The organism is Pseudomonas shiyinii (genome assembly GCF_056725765.1).
The window spans coordinates 3,160,999-3,185,196 of sequence record NZ_CM161522.1 but is presented as its reverse complement, the minus strand read 5'-3'; the positions used below and the strand labels follow the sequence as shown (position 1 = coordinate 3,185,196).

Here is a 24,198-nt window from a genome sequence, read left to right as displayed (position 1 = left end):
CGCCTGACGGCGCTTGGTCCATTGCTGGTCGATACGGGAAGGCTGTGCTTGAAGATAAATTGCCTAAAAGTCGGGAAGGGCGAATGGCTTGAGTTCGGATATTTGCGATAGAAGCATCAAGTGCTCCACGATTTTTACTTTCGCCAAGTGTTCAAGATTATCAGGGCCGCCAAGCATGATGGCGGGGATGAAACCATACATCTCGTCAGGGCCTAGCTGGCCAAGTTTTTGTCGAGCCGGCTTGAATAGGCCACCGTAGTCGTTGGTATCTACCCGCTTGGATGCCATGAAGGCCTTCACCCCTTTGTTCATTTTGTTTCCAACGTAAATGGAGTCATGAACTCTGTAGCGCGAAAGCACGCTCGTGATTTTGAGTGATGCGCCTGTCTTCTCTCCCCAGAGATACAAGTCTCCAAAGGCGCTTCTGGCAATCACGTGATAGTTGTCGATGGTTTCGAGCGCGGTGCCTTCAAGCCAGGATGCTACAACGCCATTATACTCTTGTGGGTTGACCATCCAGAAAATCCCATCGCCATAACCGCACCATCCATGCTCGCTCCAATACTCCAGTAGCTGATCAGGCAGTGTCCCGCGATAGCGCTGAATGCTCGATACTGGGACTTCTCGGCGCTCGATGGTATTTCCAAACTCTTCTAGAAAAACAGAAAAAGCCTCATCCATGTATTGTCTCCTAGCATTTGTGAAGATTTACATTTATCAACGTTTTACCACGAGAGGATTCTGGTACTGCCGCTGCGGCATTTCTTAGGTTCTCGACCTTGGTCTTCCATTGTGGTCCGATACTTGAGTTGACCTGCCGATCTCCAAAATCAGCAATGACATCTTTCCCGCCGGCTACAAGGTCAGGGTTATGCAGGGCTGCAAGGCTTGCCATGGTTTTCTTTGCTCTCTTAGCAGCTTCTGCTTTTGCAGCTCTATAACCCATTGATTCCTGTAACTCTTCTTCCAGTCGCTGGGTCAGTGCCTCTTCCAGCTCTTTTCGCGCTCTTTTTGCCGCGCTAGGGCTCCGTTTTACGGGGTTGGCAATATTCTCGAGAAATTCCTCAACCGTCAGCCGGTTCAACCCTTCCTGCTGCCCTTTCAGCTGCCGCTCAAACTCGGCATGCTTGGATACTGGCAATTTGTCCGCCTTGAAGCAGGCCACCGTATGCAACGGCATGCTACCGGGCTTACCCGTGGATGGCTCCTTATCTTTCCCTCCCGGCCGATTAGGCTGTATCGGTTGCGGCTCATCCACCGCCCCCTTGCGCCGCTCCGGCACCTGCAGATCCGGCCGTTTCTTCAACCCTTCTTCATGCTTGAGCATCCATTGCCCCAGCCGCGCACCTTTGCGGCTGGCCGCCATCTCCTGCGCCAGCACCCGGGCGTCGCCTCGCCCGCGCGTGAGGTAGGACACAATCGCGCCCAGTAGCAACACCACGACTTCTACATGGCCCAGGGCAATATGATGGGCGGCTCGGGATACCGCATGTGGGTCGTCCTGGCTGAATGGGCTCAGACCTTCGTCACCACGCGTACCTTTCCAGGCTATGCAGATGCCATCGAGGTAGTACTCGCCGATGCGTGGCAGGCCGTCGATGAAAAATTCGGCGATGGACGCCAGCCCCAGTACGCCGAGGATCCAGCCGCTGACCTTAAGACCCATCGCCGCGCCCGCGCCGGCAAAGGGAATGGCGCCCGCTCCTGCACCCAATACGCCTATTCCTGCACCAATGGCGCCGCCGGTGATGACGCCGCTGGCGACGATCATCGCCATCTGCCTCACGACGATGAGCAGTTCGTCGACGATGCTGGCGATTTCGAGGTCGGCGAAGCGTTGGCGCAGCATACGTGCAGCTTGCCATTCAGCCTGGTCGAAGGCCGACTGAACGGCTCTGACCCGGCGTAGGTTGAGCGCCAGCGAGGCGACCTGTTCGTTGAGGTGCGTGCGAAAATGGGCGCCTCCTTGATAGCCCATTTCATTGATGATGCGTGACTCGATTTCCTGCCACGAGGGTATGTAGTGGCCCAGAAACATGTGGTGTCTCCCTGACAGCGTGTGCAGGGGGAAATCACATCACGAAAAAATGGTGATCATTTCCGTGTGGCTTGTGGGATAATTCGCAAACTTCACTGAAATCGCCGACAAAATCGTCGATGGTATAGCTCGAGAGCGATCTGGTTCGCCCAGACCCTGAGCTTCAAGCTGTGCGTGGTTCGACCATGGCCTCAATTGGTGTCAATTTTTTGTTTTGCCGCTTTTGCCACCACGCGATTGCCGCTTTCCCTTCACCAGGCGGAAGCACTTTGCCGCTTTTCTGGCATCCCGCTTTGCCACCCGCGCCCCAAACCTCCGGTTTTACTGGGTCCCTGTCGCTTGGCACAAACCTTGCTCTAGCCTGCTCACGATTCTTCCGGTCAACCTTCGAAGGTTTCCCAGACATGAGCATCAGCTTCGACAAGGCGCTCGGCATCCATGAGCAGGCATTGAGCTTCCGCGCCCAGCGCGCCGAGGTCCTGGCCAACAACATCGCCAACGCCGACACGCCCAACTACAAGGCGCGCGACATGGATTTCTCGGCGGTGCTCGCCGCCGAGACGGCCAAGCAGCAGGACGGCCGCATCGCCCTGGACCGTACCAATACCCGGCACATCGAGGCCCAGGGCTTGGCCATGGGCGATGACACCCTCAAGTACCGCACGCCGATGCAGCCTTCGATCGACCAGAACACCGTCGATGCGCAGATCGAGCAGTCGAACTACGCAGAGAACGCCATTGGCTTCCAGGCCAGCTTCACCCTGCTCAACAGTAAATTCAAAGGGCTGATTTCGGCCCTGCGCGGAGAGTGACCATGTCCCTTGCCAGTGTCTTCAACATTGCCGGTAGCGGCATGAGTGCGCAGAACACCCGCCTCAACACCGTTGCCTCGAACATCGCCAACGCCGAGACCGTGTCCTCGAGCATCGACCAGACCTACCGCGCACGCCACCCAGTGTTCGCCACCACCTTCCAGCAGGCCCAGGATGGTGCCGGCCAGTCGCTGTTCCAGGACCAGGGCGAGGCGGGGCAGGGCGTACAGGTGATGGGCATTGTCGAGGACCAGAGCAACCTCGAGGCGCGCTACGAGCCCAACCACCCAGCGGCGAACAAGGACGGCTACGTCTACTACCCGAACGTCAATGTGGTGGAGGAGATGGCCGACATGATCTCCGCCAGCCGTGCGTTCCAGACCAACGCCGAACTGATGAATACTGCCAAGACCATGATGCAGAAGGTCCTGACCCTGGGTCAGTGATAAGGAATACGGACCATGGCTATCGATAGCACCAGTGGTGTGAACCTGAACGACGTCCTGTCGGCTTCGGGTGTGAGCACGGGCACCACCAAGAAAACCACGGCCGAGCCCGCCGACAAGAATGCGCTGGGCAAGGATGCGTTCCTGCAATTGCTGGTGACCCAGATGCAGCACCAGAATCCGCTCGACCCGCAGGACAACAGCGAGTTCGTGGCGCAGTTGGCGCAGTTCAGCAGCCTGGAGGGCATCACCACGCTCAACAGCACCGTCAACTCCATTGCCGGTGCGCTGGGTTCGTCCCAGGCGCTGCAGGCCTCATCGCTGGTCGGGCGCTCGGTGGTCGTGCAGAACGACAAGGCCGTGGTCGATACCGCCGAGAGCTTCAATGGCCAGATCGTCGTGCCGCAAAGTGTGGGCGAGGCGAAGGTCACCATCAAGGACAAGGACGGCAACGTCGTCAAGACCATCGAGTTGGGCGAACAGAAGGCCGGTTATGCCGACTTCATCTGGGACGGCACCAACGAGAAGGGCGAGAAAGTCGATCCTGGTACCTACAGCTTCGCCGCCACCACCACGGTGGATGGCAAGGCGGTGCAGTTGTCCACCCTGCTGCCGGCCAAGGTCACCAGCGTCAGCATCAACCCCAATGGCGAGATGATGCTCAACCTGGCCGGGCTCGGCAAAGTTTCCCTTTCCAGCGTGCAAACCATTGGTATCTAAGGCCGGCTAGCGCGGCACAAGGAGCTTCTACATGTCTTTCAATATCGGTCTTAGCGGTCTGTACGCAGCCAACAAGCAGTTGGACGTCACCGGTAACAACATCGCCAACGTCAATACCACCGGCTTCAAATCCTCGCGTGCCGAGTTCGCCGACGTATACGCCGGCGCCAACCGCCTGGGCGTAGGCAAGAACCAGGTCGGCAACGGCGTACGCCTGGCCGCGGTTTCCCAGCAGTTCAGCCAGGGTGACATCAACAACACCGGCAACGTGCTGGACATGGGCATCCAGGGCCAGGGCTTCTTCGTCCTGTCGGACAACGGCTCGATGGTCTACACCCGGGCTGGCGCGTTCCAGACCAACAAGGACAACTACGTGGTCACCTCGGACGGCCTGCGCCTGCAGGGCTACGCCGCCGATTCGACCGGCAAGATCCAGAAGGGTGTGCTGAGCGATCTGCGCATCGATACGTCCTCACTGGCGCCGAAGGCCACCTCGTTGATCGACCAGGGCATCAACCTGAACTCTTCGGCCACCGACATTCCGCTGGAAGTCTACGATGACAGCACCCCACCGGTGTTGGTGCCGAACAAGCCGTTCGACCCTGCTGATGAAACCACCTACACCAAGTCGTTCCCGACCAAGGTGTACGACAGCCAGGGCAACGAGCACACCATGGAGCAGTTCTATCGCAAGACCGGCACCAATGAATGGACCATGTACACCCTGGTGGACGGTCGCAATCCATTCGATCCGGCCTCCGAGGCGCCATTGACCGGCACCATCAGCTTCAACAGCGATGGCTCCGTCAAGAGCATGGCGGCTGACAACACTGGTCATCCGGCTGGTTCGTCGTTCACGGTCAGCAACAACACCTTCACCATGACCGGTTGGGTGCCGGCGGCGAAGAACGCGGCAGGTGACTGGGCCGCCAATGGTGCTGCAGGCAATGCCGATGGCATGCGCCTGTCGATGAACAGCACGACCTCCTACAACACCGAGACGGCGCGCATGTCGCAGTCCCAGGACGGCTATGCCACCGGCATCCTGTCGAGCCTGAGCATCGACTCCACCGGCGTGTTGTTCGCCAGCTTCAGCAACCAGCAGTCCCGCGCCATCGGTCAGGTCGCCATCGCCAGCTTCGCCAACGAGCAGGGCCTGCAGCAGATCGGTGGTACCCGCTGGACCGAGACTTACTCCTCGGGCATTCCTGGCATCGATGCGCCGAAGACCGGCACGCTGGGGAGCGTCGAGTCCAACTCGCTGGAGGCGTCCAACGTCAACCTGACCCAGGAGCTTGTCGAGCTGATCAAGGCGCAGAGTAACTATCAGGCGAACGCCAAGACCATCTCCACCGAAAGCACCATCATGCAGACCATCATCCAGATGACCTGACGGTCACTGGTCGGTCGAGTGCGCGCGAACCCCTTTCCCGGTAAAGGGGTTCGTCGTTTTTGAGGTAAGGCTCATGAAGAAATGGATCGTCACGCTCGCCGCAGCGCTGTGTCTGCTCCAGGCGCAGGCGGCCGCAGCGCCCTGGTGGCGTTGGGAAAGCCAGGCCGACGGGCGCCTGGTGTGTTCGCAGTGGTCGCCTGGGGAGGGGTGGAAACGCTTTGCCGGGCCCTACAACAATGCCGGTTGCCGCGAGCCGTAGCCGATTGCCGTCAGCGGCAAGATGGCGCCGGATATCCGGCGTCGTCCATTCCAAAGGCGTCCCTCAAAGCCCGTATTCACGGGCTTTTTCATGATTTCTAAAAGTTGGTTCGGAACTTGCTTTAGTGCCTGCAAAGCAACGCTGGCGGCAATCGGTCGTCGGTGCAGCGGAGGATGATTGTGGACAAGATGCTTTACGTGGCCATGACCGGCGCCAGCCAGAACGCGCTGGCCCAACGGGCCCACGCCAACAACCTGGCGAACGTTTCCACCAACGGCTTCCAGCGCGACCTGGAGCAGGCGCGGTCGATGCCGGTGTTCGGCGACAGCTTTCCGGCGCGAGCGTTCGCCATGACCGAACGCCCGGCGACCGACTTCACCGCAGGTGCCCTGGTGGAAACCGGCCGCGAGCTGGACGTGGCCGTCAGCGGTGACGGTTTCATCGCCGTGCAGGCACCGGACGGCAGCGAAGCCTACGTGCGCACCGGCAGCCTGAACATCGATGCCCTGGGCGTGCTGCGTGCCGGCAACGGCATGCCGGTCATCGGCAATGGCGGCCCGATCGCCATTCCGCCGGAGCAGAAGGTGGAGATCGGCGAAGACGGCACCATCAGCATCCGCGCCATGGGTGAAGACCCGCGGGTGATGGCCGAGGTCGATCGCATCAAGCTGGTCAACCCCGATACCAAGGGCCTGACCAAGGGCATGGACGGCATGATCCACACCACCAGCGGCCAGCCGGCCGATGCCGACGTCAGCGTCAAGGTGGTATCGGGCTTCCTGGAGTCGAGCAACGTCAACGCCGTCGAGGAAATGACCTCGGTACTGGCCCTGTCCCGCCAGTTCGAACTGCACGTCAAGATGATGAACGCGGCCAAGGAAGGCGATGAAGCCATGGCTCGGGTTTTGCAAATCGGCTAATCACTTTTGAACGGGTGCCGTAAAACAGGCGCACGAGGAGAACACTAAATGCTTCCGGCTCTTTGGGTCGCTAAGACCGGCCTGTCCGCCCAGGACACCAACCTGACTGTCATCTCCAACAACCTGGCCAACGTTTCGACCACCGGCTTCAAGCGTGATCGTGCCGAATTCCAGGATCTGCTGTATCAGGTCAAGCGCCAGCCCGGTGCCCAGTCGACCCAGGACAGCGAGCTGCCCTCGGGGCTGCAGGTCGGCACCGGTGTACGTATCGTCGGCACTCAGAAGAACTTCCAGACCGGCAGCCTGCAGACCACGGAGAACCCGCTGGACATGGCTGTCAATGGCCGCGGCTTCTTCCAGGTACTGCAACCGGATGGCACCGTTTCCTACACCCGCGACGGCACCTTCCACCTGAACTCCGACGGCCAGATCGTCACCGCCAACGGTTTCGCTCTGGAGCCTGCGATCGTCGTGCCGCCAGATGCCCAGACCTTCACCGTCGGCCAGGACGGCACCGTGTCGATCACCACCGCCGGCAACCCGGCCGCACAGATCATCGGCAACATCCAGACCGCCGATTTCATCAACCCGGCCGGCCTGCAGGCCATCGGCAACAACCTGTTCCTGGAGACCGCCGCCAGCGGTGCGCCGCAGATCGGTACTCCGGGCCTGAACGGCTTCGGCACCACCTTGCAGCAGACCCTGGAGAACTCCAACGTCAGCACCGTGGAAGAGCTGGTGAACATGATCACCACCCAGCGCGCCTACGAGATGAACTCCAAGGTCATCTCCACCGCCGACCAGATGCTCTCGTTCGTCACCCAGCAGCTGTAAGCCCCAAGCCCGTTACACCGTGAGGTAAGCGTCATGAATCGTCTGTTGTCCGTCTTCGCCCTCGGGGGCGCGGTGTTGTTGGCCGGTTGCGTCGCGCCGACGCCAAAGCCCAACGACCCGTACTACGCGCCGGTGTTGCCGCGTACCCCGTTGCCCGCGGCGGCCAACAACGGTTCGATCTACCAGGCCGGTTTCGAGCAGAACCTGTACACCGACCGCAAGGCGTTCCGGGTGGGTGACATCATCACCATCACCCTCAACGAGCGCACTTCGGCGAGCAAGAACGCAGGTTCGCAGATCCAGAAGAACAGCAATGCCAACATCGGCCTGACCTCGCTGTTCGGCACCACCCCGAACACCAACAACCCGTTCGGGGGCGGTGACCTGTCGCTGGAGGCCGGCTATAGCGGCGAGCGCGCCACCAAGGGCGACAGCAAGGCGACCCAGGGCAACACCCTGACCGGTTCGATTACCGTCACCGTGGCCGAGGTGCTGCCCAACGGCATCATCGCCGTGCGTGGCGAGAAGTGGCTGACCCTGAACACCGGCGAGGAGCTGGTACGTATCGCCGGCCTGATCCGCGCCGATGATATCGCCACCGACAACACCGTGCCGTCCACCCGCGTGGCCGATGCGCGTATCACCTACTCGGGTACCGGCTCCTTCGCCGATGCCAGCCAGCCCGGTTGGCTGGACCGCTTCTTCATCAGCCCGCTCTGGCCCTTCTGAGTCGAATGACCATGTTCAACGTAAGGCAGCTGATCGCCGCGACCCTGCTTCTGTCCTGTGCCTTCGACGCCCAGGCCGAGCGCCTGAAGGACATCGCCAGCATTTCCGGTGTGCGTACCAACCAGTTGATCGGTTACGGCCTGGTGGTGGGCCTGAACGGCACGGGTGACCAGACCACCCAGACCCCATTCACCCTGCAGACCTTCAACAACATGCTCTCGCAGTTCGGCATCAAGGTGCCGCCAGGGTCGGGCAACGTGCAGCTCAAGAACGTGGCGGCAGTATCGGTGCACGCGGACCTGCCGGCCTTCGCCAAGCCCGGCCAGGTGGTGGACATCACCGTTTCTTCCATCGGCAACTCCAAGAGCCTGCGCGGCGGCAGCCTGCTGATGACCCCGCTCAAGGGTATCGATGGCAATGTCTATGCCGTGGCCCAGGGCAACCTGGTGGTGGGCGGCTTCGACGCCGAAGGGCGGGATGGTTCCAAGATCACCGTCAACGTGCCCTCGGCCGGCCGTATCCCAGGTGGTGCCACCGTCGAGCGTGCGGTGCCGAGCGGCTTCAACCAGGGCAACAGCCTGACGCTGAACCTCAACCGCCCGGACTTCACCACCGCCAAGCACATCGTCGACAAAATCAACGAACTGCTCGGCCCGGGTGTCGCCCAGGCCGTGGATGGCGGCTCGGTGCGCGTCACCGCGCCCATGGACCCCAGCCAGCGGGTGGACTACCTGTCGATTCTCGAGAACCTGGAGATCGACCCGGGCCAGGCCGTGGCCAAGGTCATCATCAATTCGCGTACTGGCACCATCGTCATCGGCCAGAACGTCAAGGTCTCGCCGGCGGCGGTGACCCACGGCAGCCTCACCGTGACCATCACCGAAGACCCGATCGTCAGCCAGCCGGGGCCGTTCTCCAATGGCCAGACCGCCGTGGTGCCGCGCTCTCGCGTCAATGCCCAGCAGGAGGCCAAGCCGATGTTCAAGTTCGGCCCGGGTACCACCCTGGACGAGATCGTCCGTGCGGTGAACCAGGTCGGGGCGGCGCCCAGCGACCTGATGGCGATCCTCGAAGCCCTGAAGCAGGCCGGCGCCTTGCAGGCCGACCTGATCGTGATCTGAGGAGGCCTGCCCATGACGCCCAAGAGCCTGGTCTCCGGGCACGCCGACAGCGGCGCCTATACCGACCTCAACCGCCTGAGTTCGCTCAAGCACGGTGATCGCGACAGCGACGCCAATGTGCGCAAGGTGGCCCAGGAGTTCGAGTCGCTGTTCATCAGCGAGATGCTCAAGGCCTCGCGCAAGGCCAGCGACGTGCTGGCCGACGACAACCCGATGAACAGCGAGACGGTCAAGCAGTACCGCGACATGTATGACCAGCAGCTGGCCGTGAGCATGTCGCGCGAGGGCGGCGGCATCGGCTTGCAGGATGTGCTGGTACGCCAGTTGTCGAAGAACAAGGGCCCATCCGTCAATACCAGCCCGTTCCCACGCATCGAGGGGCATGCCCCTGCATTGTGGGGCAGCAAGGTGGCCGAGCCGGTGCATATCAGCGAATCAGCCGCGACCCGTAACGACGTCGCGGCCCTCAATGCACGGCGCCTGGCGCTGCCGGGCAAGCTCACCGATCGCCTGCTGGCCGGCATCGTACCGTCGGCGGCCACCAGCAACGCCGCCGCCGTGCCGGCCCGCGAAGGGCAGCAGGTCGCGCGCAGCTTCGCCGTGCCGGATGACGGCTTGCGCATTCTTGGCCGTGCCGTGGCCCAGCCGCCGCTGGCACCGAAGAAGGCCTTCAGCGACAGCGACCAGTTCGTCGCCACCATGCTGCCGATGGCCGAGCAGGCGGCCAAGCGCATCGGCATCGACCCCCGCTACCTGGTGGCCCAGGCCGCCCTGGAAACCGGTTGGGGCAAGTCGGTGATGCGCAACGCCGACGGCAGCAGCAGCCACAACCTGTTCGGCATCAAGGCCACCGGTAATTGGCAGGGCGGGCATGCGCGGGCGATCACCAGTGAGTTCCGTGGTGGGCAGTTCGTCAAGGAGACCGCGGCGTTCCGTTCCTACGACTCCTACCAGGACAGCTTCCACGACCTGGTCAGCCTGTTGCAGAACAACGCGCGCTATCAAGATGCAGTGAAGGCGGCCGATAACCCGGAACAATTCGTGCGGGAGCTGCAAAAGGCCGGGTATGCCACCGACCCGAACTACGCCAGCAAGATCTCGCAGATCGCAAGACAGATGAAGTCGTACGAGAGCTACGCAATGCTCGGTACCACAACGCAACTTTAAGGGTTTGGAACCATGGCGAGTTTGATCAATATTGGCATGTCGGGCCTGGGTGCCGCGCAATCGGGGATGTATACCCTGGGCAACAACATCGCCAACGCCGATGTGGACAGTTATTCTCGCCAGCAGATCGTGCAGAAGACCAAGGGCTCGCAGCAATACGGCCAGGTGTTCATCGGCAGTGGCACCACCCTGGCCGACGTGCGCCGGGTGTACAACGCCTTCCTGGAAAACCAACTGCGTACCACCACGTCGCTGTCCAGCGACGCCACCTCCTACCTGAACCAGATCACCCCGCTGGATACCGCCCTGTCGAGCGCCGACACCGGTATCACGGCTGCGCTCAAGAGCTTCTTCGGTGCTCTGCAGGATGCCGCGGCCAAGCCTAACGAGGACGCCTCGCGCCAGTTGCTGCTGGGTAGCTCCCAGGCACTGGCCAAGCGTTTCAACACGCTGTCGGCTCAACTGAACCAGCAGAACAGCAACATCAACGCCAACATGGCGTCGATCACCGACAAGGTGAACAAGCTCACCGCGACCATCGCCGAGTACAACGACCAGATCTCCCGGATCTCGGCCGTGCAGGGCAGCCCCAACGACCTGCTCGACCAGCGTGACGGCGCCGTACGCGAGCTGACCGCGCTGATCGGTGCCGATGTGGTGGAGCGCGAAGGCAACTACGACATCTACCTGAAGAACGGCCAGGCCCTGGTGCTGGGCAAGACTACTCAGACCCTGGGCGTAGAGCCAAGCCAGACCGACCCGACCCGCATGAGCCTGGTGCTCAACCGCGGTTCCACCAAGATGGATATCACCAACAGTGTCAGCGGTGGCGAGCTTGGCGGGCTGCTGCGCTACCGGCGCGACACCCTGGACCCGGCCCTCAATGAATTGGGCCGCGTCGCTCTGGTGGTGGCCGATGCCATCAACCGCCAGCTGGCGCAAGGCATCGACAAGAACGGCGAGTTCGGCGCCACCTTGTTCGGCGACATCAACAGTGCCAAGGCCATCAGCGAGCGCAGTGTGGCGTCGCAGCGCAACAGTGCAGGTTCCGGCAACCTCGACGTCACCATCAAGGACACCGGCAAGCTGAGCACCAGCGACTACCAGGTGACCTTCACCAGCGCCACCGAGTACAGTGTACGCAAGCTGCCCGAGGGAACCGACATGGGCTCCTTCGACCTCAATGACGACCCGGCTCCGGTCATCGACGGTTTCACCCTGTCGCTCAAGGGTGGCGCGGTGAGTGCCGGGGACAGCTTCAAGATCACCCCGACCCGCAACGCGGCCGCGTCCATCGAATCGGTGCTCACCGACCCGGACCGCCTGGCCATGGCCGCCCCCCTGACGGGCGTCAACGGCGCAGGCAACAAGGGCACCGGTTCGATCACCCAGCCGACCCTGACCTCGTCGCTCGACATCTACGATGCGGCCCAGCGCAGCGAACTGCAGACGGGCCTGAAGTACTCGACGCCGGTCAAGCTGGTGTTTGGCGACGACAGCGCCTCGCCCCAGGGCTACACGATGTATGACGCCAAGGGCAATGCCATCGGCACCGGCACCATCATCCCCGGCCAGGAAAACAAGCTGCAGCTGTCCGTGCCAATGGTCGACGCCAACGGCGACCCGATCATGGACGGCAGCACCCAGAAGACCTTCACCTTCGAGATGAATGTCTCCGGTGCGCCGAAGAACGGCGACAGTTTCACCGTATCGCTGACCGGCGCGGGCTCGGCGGACAACCGCAACGCCCAATCGGTGCTCGACCTGCAGACCAAGGGCACCGTCGAAGTCGGTGCCGACGGCAAGGGCATCAGCTTCACCGATGCCTACGCCAAGCTGGTCTCCAATGTAGGGGGCAAAACCTCCCAGGCCAGCATGGACGGCAATGCCACCAATGCCCTGCAGCAGTCCGCCCTGGACAGCCGCAACTCGGTATCGGGCGTGTCCGTCGACGAAGAAGTCGGCAACCTGGTCAAGTTCCAGCAGTACTACACCGCGTCGTCGCAGATCATCAAGGCGGCCCAGGAAACCTTCGCCACCTTGATCAACAGCCTTTAAGGAGCCGTAGACCGTGCGCATCTCCACTTCGCAGTTCTACAACACCAGCAGCGCGAACTACCAGCGTACCTTCTCCAACGTCAACAAGACGTCTCAGGAGGCCAGCGACTTCCTGCGCGTACGTACCGCCGCCGACGATCCGGTGGGTGCAGCGCGCCTGCTGCAGCTGGAACAGCAGCAGAACCTGCTGGAGCAGTACAGCGGCAATATCGTCAATGCGCGTAATGCGTTGGGGACTGCGGAAAGTACGCTCAATGCCATTGGTACGATCCTGCAGCGGGTCAATGAGCTGGCGGTGAGCTCGGGCAATGGTGGTTTTACCGACTCCGATCGCAAGGCCAACGCTGACGAACTCGCATCGCTGGAAGAGCAGTTGTTCTCTTTGATGAACAGCAAGGATGAGAACGGCAAGTACCTGTTCTCCGGTTCCAAAGGCGACACGCCACCGTATGTGCGCAACGCCGACGGCACCTACAGCTATCAGGGCGACCAGGGGCAGTTGATGCTCCAGGTCGGAGACATGCTCACCCTGGCGGCCAACGAGACGGGCTACAGTGCCTTCGAGCAGGCCCTAAACACCAGCCGCAGCGAGACCCACCTGACCGCGCCAGGCATTGATGATGGCCGAGTCAGCCTGTCCAACGGTCAGGTCTCTGGCAGTGCGACCTACAATGACCGCTTCCGTAGCGGCGAGCCGTACAGTATCGAATTCACCAGCAGCACCCAGTACAAGATCCTCGATGCAAACGGCAACGATGTGACGCTTGAAGCCAGCCAGGGGGGAACGTTCGATCCGAAGGATGAAAACACCACCATCAGCTTCCGTGGCATCGACTTGCGCTTGGATATCTCCCTCAAGGCCGGGGACGAGAATGACCCGGATGCGGCCATTGCCGGACATACCTTCAGCCTGAGCTCCAAGGCCGATTCGATTGCCGGTACCCGAAGCCCGGGCAATAGCTCGTCGAGCCAGGTGACCAGTGCCGCGATCAGCGATGATTCGGTATACAAGGCGGCCTTTCCAGGCGGCGGCGCGGTGCTCAAGTTCACCAGCGCGACCGAGTTCGAGCTGTATGCTGCCCCCATGACCGACGACAGCCGACCGGTGTCGACGGGGACGCTGAATGGCACCACGGCTACTGCTGCAGGCGTCAGTTTCGAATTGTCGGGCGCACCCGAGGCGGGTGATTCGTTTGCGGTCAAGGTGGACAACCACCAGACCCAGAACGTGCTCGATACCATCGGCCAACTGCGCTCTGCGTTGATGACGCCCCAGGACAACGACCCTGTCGCGCGGCAGAATTTCCTGGCCTCGCTGGATTCGGCCATTGGCAACATCGGCAGTGCGATCAACCAGGTCTCCTCGTCGGTCTCTTCCATCGGGGGGCGCGGACAGGGGCTGGATGTGCAGGCCGAAACCAACGAGGCGCTGAGCACCGAGAACAAGAAGACCCAGAGTTCGATTCGTGAGAGCGACCCGGCGGAGGTCATGCTGCGCCTGGAGATGCAGAAGAACATGCTGCAGGCTTCGATGCAGTCGTATGCAAAGATCGTTGGGTTGTCGTTGGTCAACTACATCTGATTTGCAGCCAAGCCTGAATGAGAGGGGCTCGCCGGTCATGCATGGCGAGCCCCGTATCCCGGTGTTCGAGAGCAGGCCCTCCATTCAAAGCGAGGTTCCATTCCTCCAGGCAGACCATTTTTCAGGTGAGCATTCGTGAAGGCATATCCTCTCGTCACCATCGCAATTCCAGCGTTCAATCCACACTTCTTCCGACGCGCCTTGGCCAGCGCGCTTGCCCAGGACTATCCCAATATCGAGATCATCGTCTGCGACGATAGCGCTGACGGGGAAATCGAGACGGCCTGCGCAGCATTGGGCGAGGGCGCTCAGATGCCCCTGCGCTATGTACGCAATCCTGGATGCCTGGGATTCGCTCGCAACCTCCTGGCCTGTTTGACGCACGCCAATGGGGAGTTCATCAAGTTCCTGTGCGATGACGATACCCTGCTCGCACCTTGCATTTCCCAGCAGGCGCAGGCCCTGGTCGAGTGGACCTCGGCAAGTATGGTGATCAATCAGCGCCTGCTCTGTGACGCAGATGACGTGCTGTTGCCATCACGAGCCCTCAACTGGGTTATTTCCTCCACGAGCGCCTTGATCAACGGCACCGATTTGCTCGCATGCGTTGCCGATAACGCGATCAACCTCTTCGGCGGTATCAGTCACGCGTTGTTCCGTCGCGCTCAAGTCCAAGAATATTTGCCCACCCTGGTGCAGGACGGTCATGGCTTCGCGGCCCGTCTGGATATGGCGTTGTACATTTGCCTCTTGCGCCGTGGCCATCTATGCAGCCTGGACCAAGTGCTGAGTCTTGAGCGTATGCATGCTGGCAGGCTGAGTCACAACGTGACCACGACTGAGGCGGCAAGGACCGAGACCCAATGGTTACTGCAAATGCTGGCATCACGTACCGGCGAGCTGCCGCCAGCTTCCGGTTGGGTGCGATATCACAACCTGACGTCACCTGGCAGCGGCGAGCGCCGGTGGGAAGAGTTGAACCTGCGCAGTGCATTCTCCGAACAAATGGATGACTTCAGGTTGCAAGTTGGGACCGACAGCCTCAGCTTCGCCGAGTTGTATTCGCAATGGCTGGAATGCCGCAGCTTGTCGCAAGGTCAATTGAGTCTGCTGTCCAGGCGGATCGAGCAGTGGCCTGGACGACCGCGCATCGTTCCGGTGATCTTCTGTGAAGAAGGTGACGAGGCTGCCCTTCGGGCCACCTTGGACACCCTGGCGACTCAATCCTATTCTGCCTGCCGTCCGTTGGTACTGGGCCCTGCCTCGATGGACGAGCGCACCGAGGTGCACTATCGGATGCTGCAGGGCGAGGGGGTAGGTGCGCTCAACGGTTGGCTCGAGCACGCCGATGCCGACTGGCTTTTCCTTCTGCGCGCCGGAGATCGTTTGCACCCGCATGCAATGGTGCTGATGGCGGAACGCATGGCGCTCCGTGGAGACAGTCTTTGCCTGTACATCGATGAAGGTGCTCACGACGGGCGCATGCCATCGGACCCTGTCTTCAAGCCCGACTTCAACTTGGATTTGATGCGTAGCTTGCCTTACGTAGGGCGGCTTTTGGCGTTTCGATGCGAAGCGGTGCGTACGCTGGGCGGGTTCGATGAGCAATTTGCGAGCCTGGCACCGCATGACCTTCTATGGAGGATGGTCGAGAATCACGGGCTGCACGTTGTCGAACATATCCCCGAAGTGTTGGTGCACAGTTCGTATGGCTATGCCGATTGGTTGCGCGACCCGGTCGGACAGTCACGGGCATCCGAGGTAGTCCGGGCGCACCTGCAACGCCTGGGTGTGCCTGCGCAGATCGACGGGGTGCCGGGCAGCATGGTGACGCGTGTGCGGTATCTGCACGAGCAAGCCGCAGGGGTATCCATTCTTGTCCATGCCGGGCACGACCTGCTGCGCTTGAGGCGGTGTGTCGAGTCGCTGTTCGAACATACAGAGTATGACGCCTACGAAGTGCTGTTGGTCGCCAACGGCCAAGAGCCAGCCGATGTTCGTGATTGGTTGGATGCGATGCGTGGTCTGGGTGGCCAGCTGCGAGTGATCGACGTTCCTGGCGCGGAGCCTGCGCAAGGCGTGAACCTGGCCAGCCAGTATGCCCGTGGCGACTACCTGCTGGTGCTCGATACCGGTTGTGCCTTTTTCGACGATACGTGGCTGCGGGAAATGATGAACCATGCCCAGCGCCCGGAAGTGGGCGTTGTTGGTCCGGGCCTGGTCAATCACGATGGTCTGATCGCTGCCGGGGCATTGGTGCTCGGACTCAGGGGGCCTGCTGGAAATCCGTTCCTGATGTCGGCCATGCATTCGCATGGCGGCGTGAACCGTTTGGGCTTGGTTCAGAACTGGAGTGCTCTGAGCTTGGACTGTTTGTTGGTTCGGCGGGAACTGTTCGACGAACTGCAAGGCATTGAAATGCACGCGTCTCCACCAGATTGGTGTGGCGCCGATCTTTGTCTGCGTGCTCGCGAGAAAGGTTACCTCGTCGTCTGGACGCCTGAGGCCAGGGTCGCTCAATTGACCCAGGCGCACAGCCCTGTCGTGCAGGAAGCCGACCAGGAGATTTTTCTCCAACGATGGCTGGGCAAGGTCGCAAAGGATCCGGCCTACAACCCGAACCTGAGCCTCACATTGATGAGTTTCAACCTCGAGCCCGGGTTGCGCGAAGGCTGGGATCCGTTTATCGAAAAGGCTGCGCCTTCTGTGCTGGCTGTGCCACGCAATACTTCGGGCGTAGGTCATTATCGAGTCATCCAACCCTTCACCGAGCTCGAACGCGCCGGTTATATCCAAGGCCGGATGAATTTCAGGGCACCGCACCTGATCGAACTGGAGCGGGAAAAGCCCGATGCAATCATCCTGCAGTATCGGTACTCGCCGGAAGACATCAGGACGCTGGGCCGTATCAAGCGCTTTTCCCAAGCGCGGCGGGTCTTCGAACTGGACGACTACGTCATAGATCCACCAAAGAAGAATGATCATGCGCGCAACCAGGCGAGCAATATACGGGAATTGCTTGGCCAGGCCATTGGCCTGTGCGACAGGCTGGTAGTCTCTACCGAGCCGTTGGCCGATGCATTGGCGGATTATCATCACGATATTCAGGTAGTGCCCAATATGCTCGCGGCCTCGTTGTGGACGGGGCTGTCGAGCTTGCGTCAGACCAGCGCACGTCCACGAGTGGGATGGGCGGGCGGGACCAGTCACCGTGGCGATCTGGAGATGATGAAAGAAGTGCTCCAAAGCCTGGCACATGAAGTCGACTGGGTATTCTTCGGCATGTGTCCGGACATGTTGCGGCCGTACGTAAAGGAATTCCACGACAGTGTTCCACTGGTGGCGTATCCGCAGAAACTGGCCAGTCTCAACCTGGACCTAGCGCTCGCACCGCTTGAGCAGAACCTGTTCAACGACTGCAAGAGCAACTTGCGTTTGCTGGAGTACGGTGTGTGTGGCTACCCAGTCATCTGTACCGATACCAAGGCCTATTCAGGCTATTTGCCTTGTACCCGGGTACGAGAGAACACCACCGAGCAATGGCTCGATGCTATCCGCATGCACCTGGCCGATCCTCAGGCCAGTTACCGCCAAGGCGATGCCCTGCGTGAGGCGGTATTGCGTGACTATGTATTGACGCCGCACCACCTGCAGCATTGGGCCAATGCCTGGCTGGCTGACTGACTTTCGGCGCTCGGCAAGCCCCGGGCGCTTCCATCCATCGACATAGGTGCACTATGAACGCAATCGCAACCGATTCACGCAGTGACGTGACGGTCGTTCTACTGGGACATGAACAGGTCGACCATCGTGCGCGTGCGTTGCACTACTACGATCAGCAAGGCGTACCATGCCTGCCTCTGGCCCCCTTGGAAGGCGATGAGACGCTTGGCCCATGGCAAGAGCAATTGGCCGGCGCGCTGCAGCATGTCTCCACACCGTTCGTGATGTTGGCCCAAGATGCCGATTTCGTACTCGCTTGCGCTTTGGACAAGGCCTCCGCCTGCCTGCAGACTCTGCCACAGGCCAGCGGCGCCCAGGGATACGCGCTCGCCTATGTACCCGGCCGCAGCAAGCTGTCCTACTACAAGGTCGGTTCGGTGCTGCCTGATGTTGGCTCGGACCCTGTCGTCGGCCTGCGCCAGTATGCCGAGGCTGGCCAGCAGGCCTGGCGAGCGGTATTGCGCGTCGAAGCCCTGCAGCAGGCCTTGGCATGTATGCCTGGGTGTCTGGATGCTGCCAGTTGGCGTGTTGCGCTTTCCTGGGTGCTATTGACTCAACAGATGATCGTGCGCCTGCAGCAGACGGATGTCATCTGTGGCTACCGCCCGACATCCGTACCGGCTGCCGTACGCCAGGAGCGTCAGGACCAGTTGGTCCGTACCTTGCGCGCTACAGACGCGGCAGCTCAGGGCCTGCATCAGGATGAGCCTGGTGTCGCGACACTGAACGCGTTCGTTCATTGCACCTATGAACCAGATCACAGCGCGTTGCTGTTTACCTCTACATGGAGCAGCGTGACCCCCAGGCCTGAGCGTGTCTTCGAGCCGAAGCAGTTCGTTGAGTTGCCTTATTACAATGGCGCCCTGTTCAATCGCCTGGCCGAGGTGGAGTTCCTCTGTCATGCCTGGCCGGTCGGTCAGCAGCAGATCCATGCGCTGGAGGGCGTCTGGGTCCAACAGGACCGGTTGCTGCAACGGCACCCGAACGACACGGCCGAAAGCTTGCAAGAGCGATATTGGCAAGCATTGGCGCTGAATGTTTTCAATCGCACGGTTTGCCAGTGCTTGCTTGCGTCTTTCGACAAGGAGGATGACGAGGCTAAATCCGTCGAACTGAACGCCTGGCTCGAACGCCTGGCCCAGGTGCCGGATTACCTGCTGCAGGTATTCAAATCCACGCCTTCGGGTCGGCTGCTTCACGCTCTGGAAGCGGTCACGCCCGATGACATCGATCGCAAGCGTGTACATACGCACCTGAGCAGGAAAGCCGTGTCGGTAGCCTTCGTGGTGGTGGATCTGCAAAACGACGACACCGCGCTGCAAGCCACCTTCGACAGCATACTGGCCACCGGTGTGCGCGATTTCAAATTGGTCGTGCTCAAGGCCGGGAAACCGCCGGTTATCACGACTGCTCGTGACACCCTGCACTTCATCCAGGTGTCGGAGGGCAATTGGGTAGGGCATTTGAACCAGGTGGTGCGGCAATTGCCCACTGACTGGCTGCTGTTGTTGCAAGCAGGGGACCAGTTGCTCTGTACAGGATTGCTGCACCTGCTGGTTGAGCTGGGAGACGCTCCACAGTGCCAGGCAATCTGCGCAAACGAAGTGCAACGGGATGAGGAGGGGCGTTTACATGCGGTGGTACGTCCTGGCGCGGACCTGAACCTGTTGCGCGCTCAACCAGGGCTGATGGCTCGTCATTGGGTGATGCGCCGCCAGGCTATCGTCGAGTTGGGGGGATACAGCGAAAGCCATGCCCAGGTGCTGGAATTGGACGTGTTGCTACGTCTGGCCGAAACGCAGGGGATCGGCTGCATGGCGCATCTGAACGAGTACCTGGTCATCACCCAGCAAGCTGCGCCAAGCCTGGCAGCCGAAGCGCTTCCAGTCGTTGCTCGCCACCTCAAGCAACTCGGTTATGGCGCACAGGTGCAGGATCAGGGCGCGGCGGGGCTCTCGATCGACTACCGCCATGGCAACACGCCCCTGGTCAGCATCCTGGTGGCCAGCGAAGGCGATATGGGCCAGTTGCAGGCATGCTTGACCAGCGTGCTCCAGCGCACCCGCTACCCTCGTTACGAACTGTTGGTCGCTTGTGGCAATGACGAAGTAGGAGCCCTCCAGGCATTTGCAAGCCGTGCTCGTCTGATAACAGCAGCAGCGGGCGCGTCTCGCGAACAGAGCCTGGAGATGTTGGCCGGCCAGGCGAATGGCCAATTCCTGTTGCTGCTATCGGAGCGTTGCCAAGTCATCAGCCCCGCCTGGATCGAGGCATTGGTCAATGAGGCCCAGCGTCCTGAGGTTGGCGTGGTCGGGGCTTGTCTGCATGCCGAGGATGGAACATTGGCTCATGCAGGCTATGAGTTGCTGGCCGGTCCGCAGGTACACACGCCCTGGCGAGGGTTGTCGTTCGAACAGAGTTCCGCAGCCCGTTGGCCCCAGTCGGTCCGTGGTTGTTCGGCAGTGGCCGGCGAGTGCGTGATGGTGCGTCGTGCGTTGTTCGATGAGTGCGGTGGGATAGCATCAATGCCTGATGTCGGTGTCGGGCTCGGCGTGGCTGCGGCGGATCACGGCATGATGGTCGTCTGGACTCCCCGCGCACGGCTGCTGGTCAGTGCCATGCGGATTTGGGATCTGGCATCGAGTCAATCATTGGCCGCCCGGTGGCCGGCAGCCTTCAATGGTCAGGTCCGCTCCGGTTGCGAAGACCTCGCAGCAACAGCCTGTGTCGACCAGCAATGGCTGACAAGCATTGCGTAGTGGCTCGGGATTTGCAAAGCCGGGTACATGCCCGGCTTTTTCTTGCCTGATGGCAATTTATTGACAGCACGAAGCAGGTTTCAACACGAGGTCCGGATGCAAAAAAAGGTGGCTGTGGTGCAGTCGAACTATATCCCTTGGAAGGGGTATTTCGATCTGATTCGCAAGGTCGATGCATTCATCCTGTATGACGATGTCCAATACACCCGTCGTGACTGGCGCAATCGCAACAAAATCAAGACAGCACAAGGCGAGCACTGGTTGACCGTTCCGGTAAAAAACAAAGGCCGGTACGAGCAGTGCATCAACGAAGTCGAGATCAGTGAGCCTGGCTGGGCGGCCCAGCATTGGAAGACGATCGAGATGAACTACCGGCGCGCGCCCTGCTTTTCCTCGATGGAAGGCCCTGTCCGCGCACTGTATGAGCACGCCGCCACCTGTACTCATCTTTCTCGTATCAATCAGGTCTTCATCGCTGGCCTGTGCGAACTGCTCAACATCCGAACGCCCCTTTATCGTTCCGAAGATCTTGGGCGAGCCGATGGCAAGAACGAACGCCTGATCCACCTGTGTCATGCCGTTGGCGGCACTGACTATCTCTCAGGACCCGCTGCCAGTTGTTATCTCGACGAACAAGCATTCGCCGCCGCCGGCTTGGGCCTTTCCTACATGAGCTATACGGGTTACCCGGAATATCCGCAACTGTTCGGTGAGTTCCAGCATGCCGTCAGCGTGATTGACCTGCTGTTCAATACCGGTGCCGATGCACCTACTTTCCTGGAGCGGTGCTGATGACCACGCCCATCCTGCAAGATGTCGAGCGTTATTACGCCTCGCGTATCCGTATGCACGGCGCCACGCCTGAGGGTGTCGACTGGAACGGAAGCCAATCCCAGCAGCTGCGGTTCGAACAATTGCTCAAGCTCGTGCCGGAACAGGACCAGCGACAAGGCTTCAGCCTGATCGACGTCGGGTGTGGTTATGGCGCACTGCTTGGCTGGCTGCGCGAGCGTGACATGGCGGTCGATTATCTTGGCTACGATCTTTGCCCTGAGATGATCGCCGCTGCAAAGCAACAGCACACTGTAGATGACGTGACCTGTTTCGAAGTCGGCAGTGCACCTTCGCGCCAGGCGGACTATGCCGTGGCCAGTGGCATCTTCAACGTTCGTCAGGACGTCGCAGTCCAAGCGTGGGAAACCTATATCGCCACGGTGTTGAAGGACATGGATGCCTGTAGTCGCAAAGGGTTCGCCTTCAATTGCCTCACTTCTTATTCCGACGCTCCCTATATGCGTGACTACCTGTATTACGGCGATCCCTGCTTTTATTTTGATCTGTGTAAAAGCACCTACTCCAGGCAGGTGGCACTGTTGCATGACTATGGTTTGTACGAATTTACCCTGCTTGTGCGTAAGTCACTGTGACTGTTCGACGACGCCCCTTGTTTCCGGAGATTCCCATGCTCAAAAGCGGTTCCACTTCCGTCACCCAATCCAGTGAAAGCCAACTCGAAGCGCGCGAGCAACTTTGGCAGTCGTTTTCCAATGCGCCTTTGGAGGATGCCGAAAAGGAACGCAACCTAGGCCTGTTCATCCGCTCGGCGTCTCTGGCTCGTATGCTGGCGATCTCCGACCTGTACCGGGAAATCGTCCACTTGCCTGGGTCCGTGCTCGACTTCGGAACATGGCGTGGCCAGAACGCCGTGCTTTGCGAAAACCTCAGGGCGATATTCGAGCCGTTCAACAAGCAGCGTCGGATCGCTGCGTTTGACACATTTGCCGGATACAAGTCCCATGCCGATGACGGCAAGATCAACAATGAACACTTCCAGGACGGCTGCTACGACACAGGGAACGGATATGCCGATTACCTGCGTCACCTGCTGGCCCTGCACGAAAGCATCAACGCCTTGCCGCAGGTATCGAGCGGTCATCAAGTCGTAGAGGGCGACATCAAGGATACCTTGCCGCAGTTCATCGAGCGGAATCGCAACCTGCTGGTTGCTCTGGCGTTCTTCGACATGAACCTGGAGGGGCCAACGCGTTTTGCCCTGGAGCAGGTCCTGCCACGTTGCCTACCCGGCTCCATGTTGGTGTTCTTCCAGCTACAGCGTGACTTCCTCCCAGGTGAAGGCTATGCCTACGTCACCGAGGTGCTGGGCAAGGTGCGCCACGAGATCAAGCGGTCGCAAACCTACCCATCGTTGTGCATCGTCAAGCTTCTGTAAGGAGAGCCACCATGTTCCTGATCGTTGGCAATGGCATGGTCGGCCTGGCTATCGCAGCGGGGTTGTCCCGCCACCTTCCGGGTGAGCAAATCCAGGTGGTTGGCCCTGCTGCGCGCCCTTTCAGCGCGTCGATGGCTGCAGCGGCCATGCTCAACTCTTTCGCCGAACTCGAACCGGGGGCCCTCGACCAGCCGCGGGATCGTTTGAAATTCGAGTTGAGCCAGGCATCTGCGCGTATGTGGGGGGCGTTTGTCGAAGAGTTCGAAATTCCTTCCCAGTACTACCGTTTGGGAACGGTACTGGTCAACAACAACGCGTCCAACAATTATGAGGATGCTGCGTTCGATGCCATTGCCGGCTACCTCGATGAGTTCGCCGAGCCCTACGAGCGTATAGAGCCGGCCAAGGAGCCTGCCTATGCCCCAGGGCCACGGTATCGCAGCCGGCAGGCTCTGTTCCTGCCGCGTGAAGGCGTGGTCAACCCTGACGGGGTGATCCGGGCGTTGCAGGCCACGCTGGAAAAGCGTGGCGTGCGTTTCATCGATGGTGTGGTGCAAACGCTGGAGAAACGCGGCGATCGAACCTGCGGCGTCAAGCTGGCCGATGGCCGTACCTTGTCAGGTGAGCGTATCGTGCTGGCCAACGGCAGCATGGCCACACGATTGTGGGACGAGGAAAGCTGCATCCGAGTGGTCAATGGCGTAGGCGCAACTGTGGTTCTGAAGAACCCGGGAATCAAAGGGCGCTACGTATTGCGTACGCCCAATCGTGGCGGTGCGTGCGGTATCTATCATGCGCCCTACGAGAACGATCTGTTCGTGGTTGGGGCCACCAACCTGGTGACGACGGCCGATGAGCAGTTCCCCCGCGCCGAGTCGGTAGCAGCGTTGGTCAATGGTGCGATCAACCAGGTCAACCAGATGCACCGCACCAGTGGGTTCATTCGCTACAACTTCGGATACCGTCCGGTGAGCCTCGATGGCTACCCGGTACTTGGGCAGCTCAACGGCAATACCTTCATCGCTACCGGTACGCGTCGGGACGGTTATCACTTCGCGCCATGGCTTGCGCAGAACCTGTCCTCTTTGTTGCTCGATCATTCGATTTCGGCCGAAGCCAGAGCCTACTTCGACCATGCCCGGCCATTGCGCAGTGCCATGCTTGACCAACCCGTCGAGGCTTGCTGTCGCAAATACGCAGCCGTCAAGGTGTCGGCGTTGTCGCAGCATGGCTACGAGGCGGGTCATACCGATGCCGACCAGGCGTTGGAGGAGCATTACTACCGTCGTGCCCGCGCGTTCTTCGACAAGCATGAACTCGACCAGGCGGTTCAGGTGGATTTTCTGGACGCTCTATTGGGTGGCTACCTGTCGCTGGCCGATTTCGCCTGAAGCATGTGGGCCGGAG

The 24,198-nt window shown here is 60.5% G+C and carries 20 protein-coding genes; 18 read left to right on the top strand and 2 right to left on the bottom strand.

Features of this window, described 5'->3' with window-relative positions; translation table 11 throughout:
- Positions 1-63: 63 nt before the first annotated feature.
- A complete protein-coding gene (locus tag ACXHGZ_RS14325; protein ID WP_480460345.1) occupies positions 64-681 on the bottom strand; it encodes a GAD-like domain-containing protein in 618 nt (205 codons plus the stop codon).
- A 10-nt stretch (positions 682-691) separates the two neighbouring features.
- On the bottom strand, positions 692-2,038 hold the full coding sequence (locus ACXHGZ_RS14320) for a DUF6861 domain-containing protein (protein ID WP_480460344.1): 1,347 nt from the start codon (positions 2,036-2,038) through the stop codon (positions 692-694).
- A gap of 404 nt (positions 2,039-2,442) precedes the next feature.
- Between ACXHGZ_RS14320 and flgB the strand changes: the two genes are divergently transcribed.
- The 18 genes from flgB to ACXHGZ_RS14230 all read left to right on the top strand — a co-directional run bounded on the left by flgB (position 2,443) and on the right by ACXHGZ_RS14230 (position 24,182).
- Complete coding sequence (gene flgB, locus ACXHGZ_RS14315; protein WP_480460343.1) at positions 2,443-2,850, top strand: flagellar basal body rod protein FlgB; 408 nt, start codon at positions 2,443-2,445, stop codon at positions 2,848-2,850.
- Positions 2,851-2,852: 2 nt separating this feature from the next.
- Positions 2,853-3,296, top strand: a complete 444-nt coding sequence (gene flgC / locus ACXHGZ_RS14310; protein WP_084858254.1) for a flagellar basal body rod protein FlgC — start codon at positions 2,853-2,855, stop codon at positions 3,294-3,296.
- A 15-nt stretch (positions 3,297-3,311) separates the two neighbouring features.
- A complete protein-coding gene (gene flgD, locus ACXHGZ_RS14305) occupies positions 3,312-4,016 on the top strand; it encodes a flagellar hook assembly protein FlgD (RefSeq protein ID WP_480460342.1) in 705 nt (234 codons plus the stop codon).
- Positions 4,017-4,047: 31 nt separating this feature from the next.
- Entirely contained in the window at positions 4,048-5,409 is a 1,362-nt protein-coding gene (gene flgE / locus ACXHGZ_RS14300) for a flagellar hook protein FlgE (RefSeq protein WP_480460341.1), read from the top strand.
- Positions 5,410-5,482: 73 nt separating this feature from the next.
- The gene (locus ACXHGZ_RS14295) at positions 5,483-5,668 is read left to right on the top strand and encodes a hypothetical protein (RefSeq protein ID WP_480460340.1); all 186 of its coding nucleotides are present in this window, start codon (positions 5,483-5,485) and stop codon (positions 5,666-5,668) included.
- Between the two features lie 179 nt (positions 5,669-5,847).
- Positions 5,848-6,588 carry a flagellar basal-body rod protein FlgF gene (gene flgF, locus ACXHGZ_RS14290; protein WP_480460339.1) on the top strand — a complete coding sequence of 247 codons (741 nt, stop codon included), beginning with the start codon at positions 5,848-5,850 and terminating at the stop codon, positions 6,586-6,588.
- A 48-nt stretch (positions 6,589-6,636) separates the two neighbouring features.
- Entirely contained in the window at positions 6,637-7,422 is a 786-nt protein-coding gene (flgG, locus tag ACXHGZ_RS14285; protein ID WP_196144947.1) for a flagellar basal-body rod protein FlgG, read from the top strand.
- Positions 7,423-7,455: 33 nt separating this feature from the next.
- Positions 7,456-8,151 (top strand): flagellar basal body L-ring protein FlgH, encoded by a 696-nt coding sequence (gene flgH, locus ACXHGZ_RS14280; RefSeq protein ID WP_196144946.1) that lies wholly within the window; start codon positions 7,456-7,458, stop codon positions 8,149-8,151.
- 11 nt (positions 8,152-8,162) lie between these two features.
- Positions 8,163-9,272 carry a flagellar basal body P-ring protein FlgI gene (locus tag ACXHGZ_RS14275; RefSeq protein WP_480460338.1) on the top strand — a complete coding sequence of 370 codons (1,110 nt, stop codon included), beginning with the start codon at positions 8,163-8,165 and terminating at the stop codon, positions 9,270-9,272.
- Positions 9,273-9,284: 12 nt separating this feature from the next.
- Positions 9,285-10,439: a flagellar assembly peptidoglycan hydrolase FlgJ gene (gene flgJ, locus ACXHGZ_RS14270; RefSeq protein WP_480460337.1), complete on the top strand. Its 1,155-nt coding sequence runs from the start codon at positions 9,285-9,287 to the stop codon at positions 10,437-10,439.
- 12 nt (positions 10,440-10,451) lie between these two features.
- Positions 10,452-12,497 carry a flagellar hook-associated protein FlgK gene (gene flgK, locus ACXHGZ_RS14265; protein WP_480460336.1) on the top strand — a complete coding sequence of 682 codons (2,046 nt, stop codon included), beginning with the start codon at positions 10,452-10,454 and terminating at the stop codon, positions 12,495-12,497.
- A 13-nt stretch (positions 12,498-12,510) separates the two neighbouring features.
- Positions 12,511-14,079, top strand: a complete 1,569-nt coding sequence (locus ACXHGZ_RS14260; protein ID WP_480460335.1) for a flagellar hook-associated protein 3 — start codon at positions 12,511-12,513, stop codon at positions 14,077-14,079.
- Positions 14,080-14,214: 135 nt separating this feature from the next.
- Complete coding sequence (locus ACXHGZ_RS14255) at positions 14,215-17,763, top strand: glycosyltransferase (protein WP_480460334.1); 3,549 nt, start codon at positions 14,215-14,217, stop codon at positions 17,761-17,763.
- A 53-nt stretch (positions 17,764-17,816) separates the two neighbouring features.
- Positions 17,817-20,561, top strand: coding sequence for a glycosyltransferase (locus ACXHGZ_RS14250; RefSeq protein WP_480460333.1), 2,745 nt, complete (start codon positions 17,817-17,819; stop codon positions 20,559-20,561).
- A 96-nt stretch (positions 20,562-20,657) separates the two neighbouring features.
- Positions 20,658-21,353, top strand: a complete 696-nt coding sequence (locus ACXHGZ_RS14245) for a WbqC family protein (protein ID WP_480460332.1) — start codon at positions 20,658-20,660, stop codon at positions 21,351-21,353.
- Positions 21,353-21,988 carry a methyltransferase domain-containing protein gene (locus ACXHGZ_RS14240; RefSeq protein WP_480460331.1) on the top strand — a complete coding sequence of 212 codons (636 nt, stop codon included), beginning with the start codon at positions 21,353-21,355 and terminating at the stop codon, positions 21,986-21,988. Before ACXHGZ_RS14245 ends, ACXHGZ_RS14240 begins: the two co-directional genes overlap by 1 nt.
- A 35-nt stretch (positions 21,989-22,023) precedes the next feature.
- Positions 22,024-22,791, top strand: coding sequence for a class I SAM-dependent methyltransferase (locus ACXHGZ_RS14235; RefSeq protein ID WP_480460330.1), 768 nt, complete (start codon positions 22,024-22,026; stop codon positions 22,789-22,791).
- Between the two features lie 11 nt (positions 22,792-22,802).
- Positions 22,803-24,182: an NAD(P)/FAD-dependent oxidoreductase gene (locus tag ACXHGZ_RS14230; protein WP_480460329.1), complete on the top strand. Its 1,380-nt coding sequence runs from the start codon at positions 22,803-22,805 to the stop codon at positions 24,180-24,182.
- Positions 24,183-24,198 lie beyond the last annotated feature (16 nt).

Coding starts and splice junctions, on each gene's coding strand:
- ACXHGZ_RS14325 (WP_480460345.1), bottom strand. CDS start 681: ATGGATGAGGCTTTTTCTGTTTTTCTAGAAGAGTTTGGAAATACCATC.
- ACXHGZ_RS14320 (WP_480460344.1), bottom strand. CDS start 2,038: ATGTTTCTGGGCCACTACATACCCTCGTGGCAGGAAATCGAGTCACGC.
- flgB (WP_480460343.1), top strand. CDS start 2,443: ATGAGCATCAGCTTCGACAAGGCGCTCGGCATCCATGAGCAGGCATTG.
- flgC (WP_084858254.1), top strand. CDS start 2,853: ATGTCCCTTGCCAGTGTCTTCAACATTGCCGGTAGCGGCATGAGTGCG.
- flgD (WP_480460342.1), top strand. CDS start 3,312: ATGGCTATCGATAGCACCAGTGGTGTGAACCTGAACGACGTCCTGTCG.
- flgE (WP_480460341.1), top strand. CDS start 4,048: ATGTCTTTCAATATCGGTCTTAGCGGTCTGTACGCAGCCAACAAGCAG.
- ACXHGZ_RS14295 (WP_480460340.1), top strand. CDS start 5,483: ATGAAGAAATGGATCGTCACGCTCGCCGCAGCGCTGTGTCTGCTCCAG.
- flgG (WP_196144947.1), top strand. CDS start 6,637: ATGCTTCCGGCTCTTTGGGTCGCTAAGACCGGCCTGTCCGCCCAGGAC.
- flgH (WP_196144946.1), top strand. CDS start 7,456: ATGAATCGTCTGTTGTCCGTCTTCGCCCTCGGGGGCGCGGTGTTGTTG.
- ACXHGZ_RS14275 (WP_480460338.1), top strand. CDS start 8,163: ATGTTCAACGTAAGGCAGCTGATCGCCGCGACCCTGCTTCTGTCCTGT.
- flgJ (WP_480460337.1), top strand. CDS start 9,285: ATGACGCCCAAGAGCCTGGTCTCCGGGCACGCCGACAGCGGCGCCTAT.
- flgK (WP_480460336.1), top strand. CDS start 10,452: ATGGCGAGTTTGATCAATATTGGCATGTCGGGCCTGGGTGCCGCGCAA.
- ACXHGZ_RS14250 (WP_480460333.1), top strand. CDS start 17,817: ATGAACGCAATCGCAACCGATTCACGCAGTGACGTGACGGTCGTTCTA.
- ACXHGZ_RS14245 (WP_480460332.1), top strand. CDS start 20,658: ATGCAAAAAAAGGTGGCTGTGGTGCAGTCGAACTATATCCCTTGGAAG.
- ACXHGZ_RS14240 (WP_480460331.1), top strand. CDS start 21,353: ATGACCACGCCCATCCTGCAAGATGTCGAGCGTTATTACGCCTCGCGT.
- ACXHGZ_RS14235 (WP_480460330.1), top strand. CDS start 22,024: ATGCTCAAAAGCGGTTCCACTTCCGTCACCCAATCCAGTGAAAGCCAA.
- ACXHGZ_RS14230 (WP_480460329.1), top strand. CDS start 22,803: ATGTTCCTGATCGTTGGCAATGGCATGGTCGGCCTGGCTATCGCAGCG.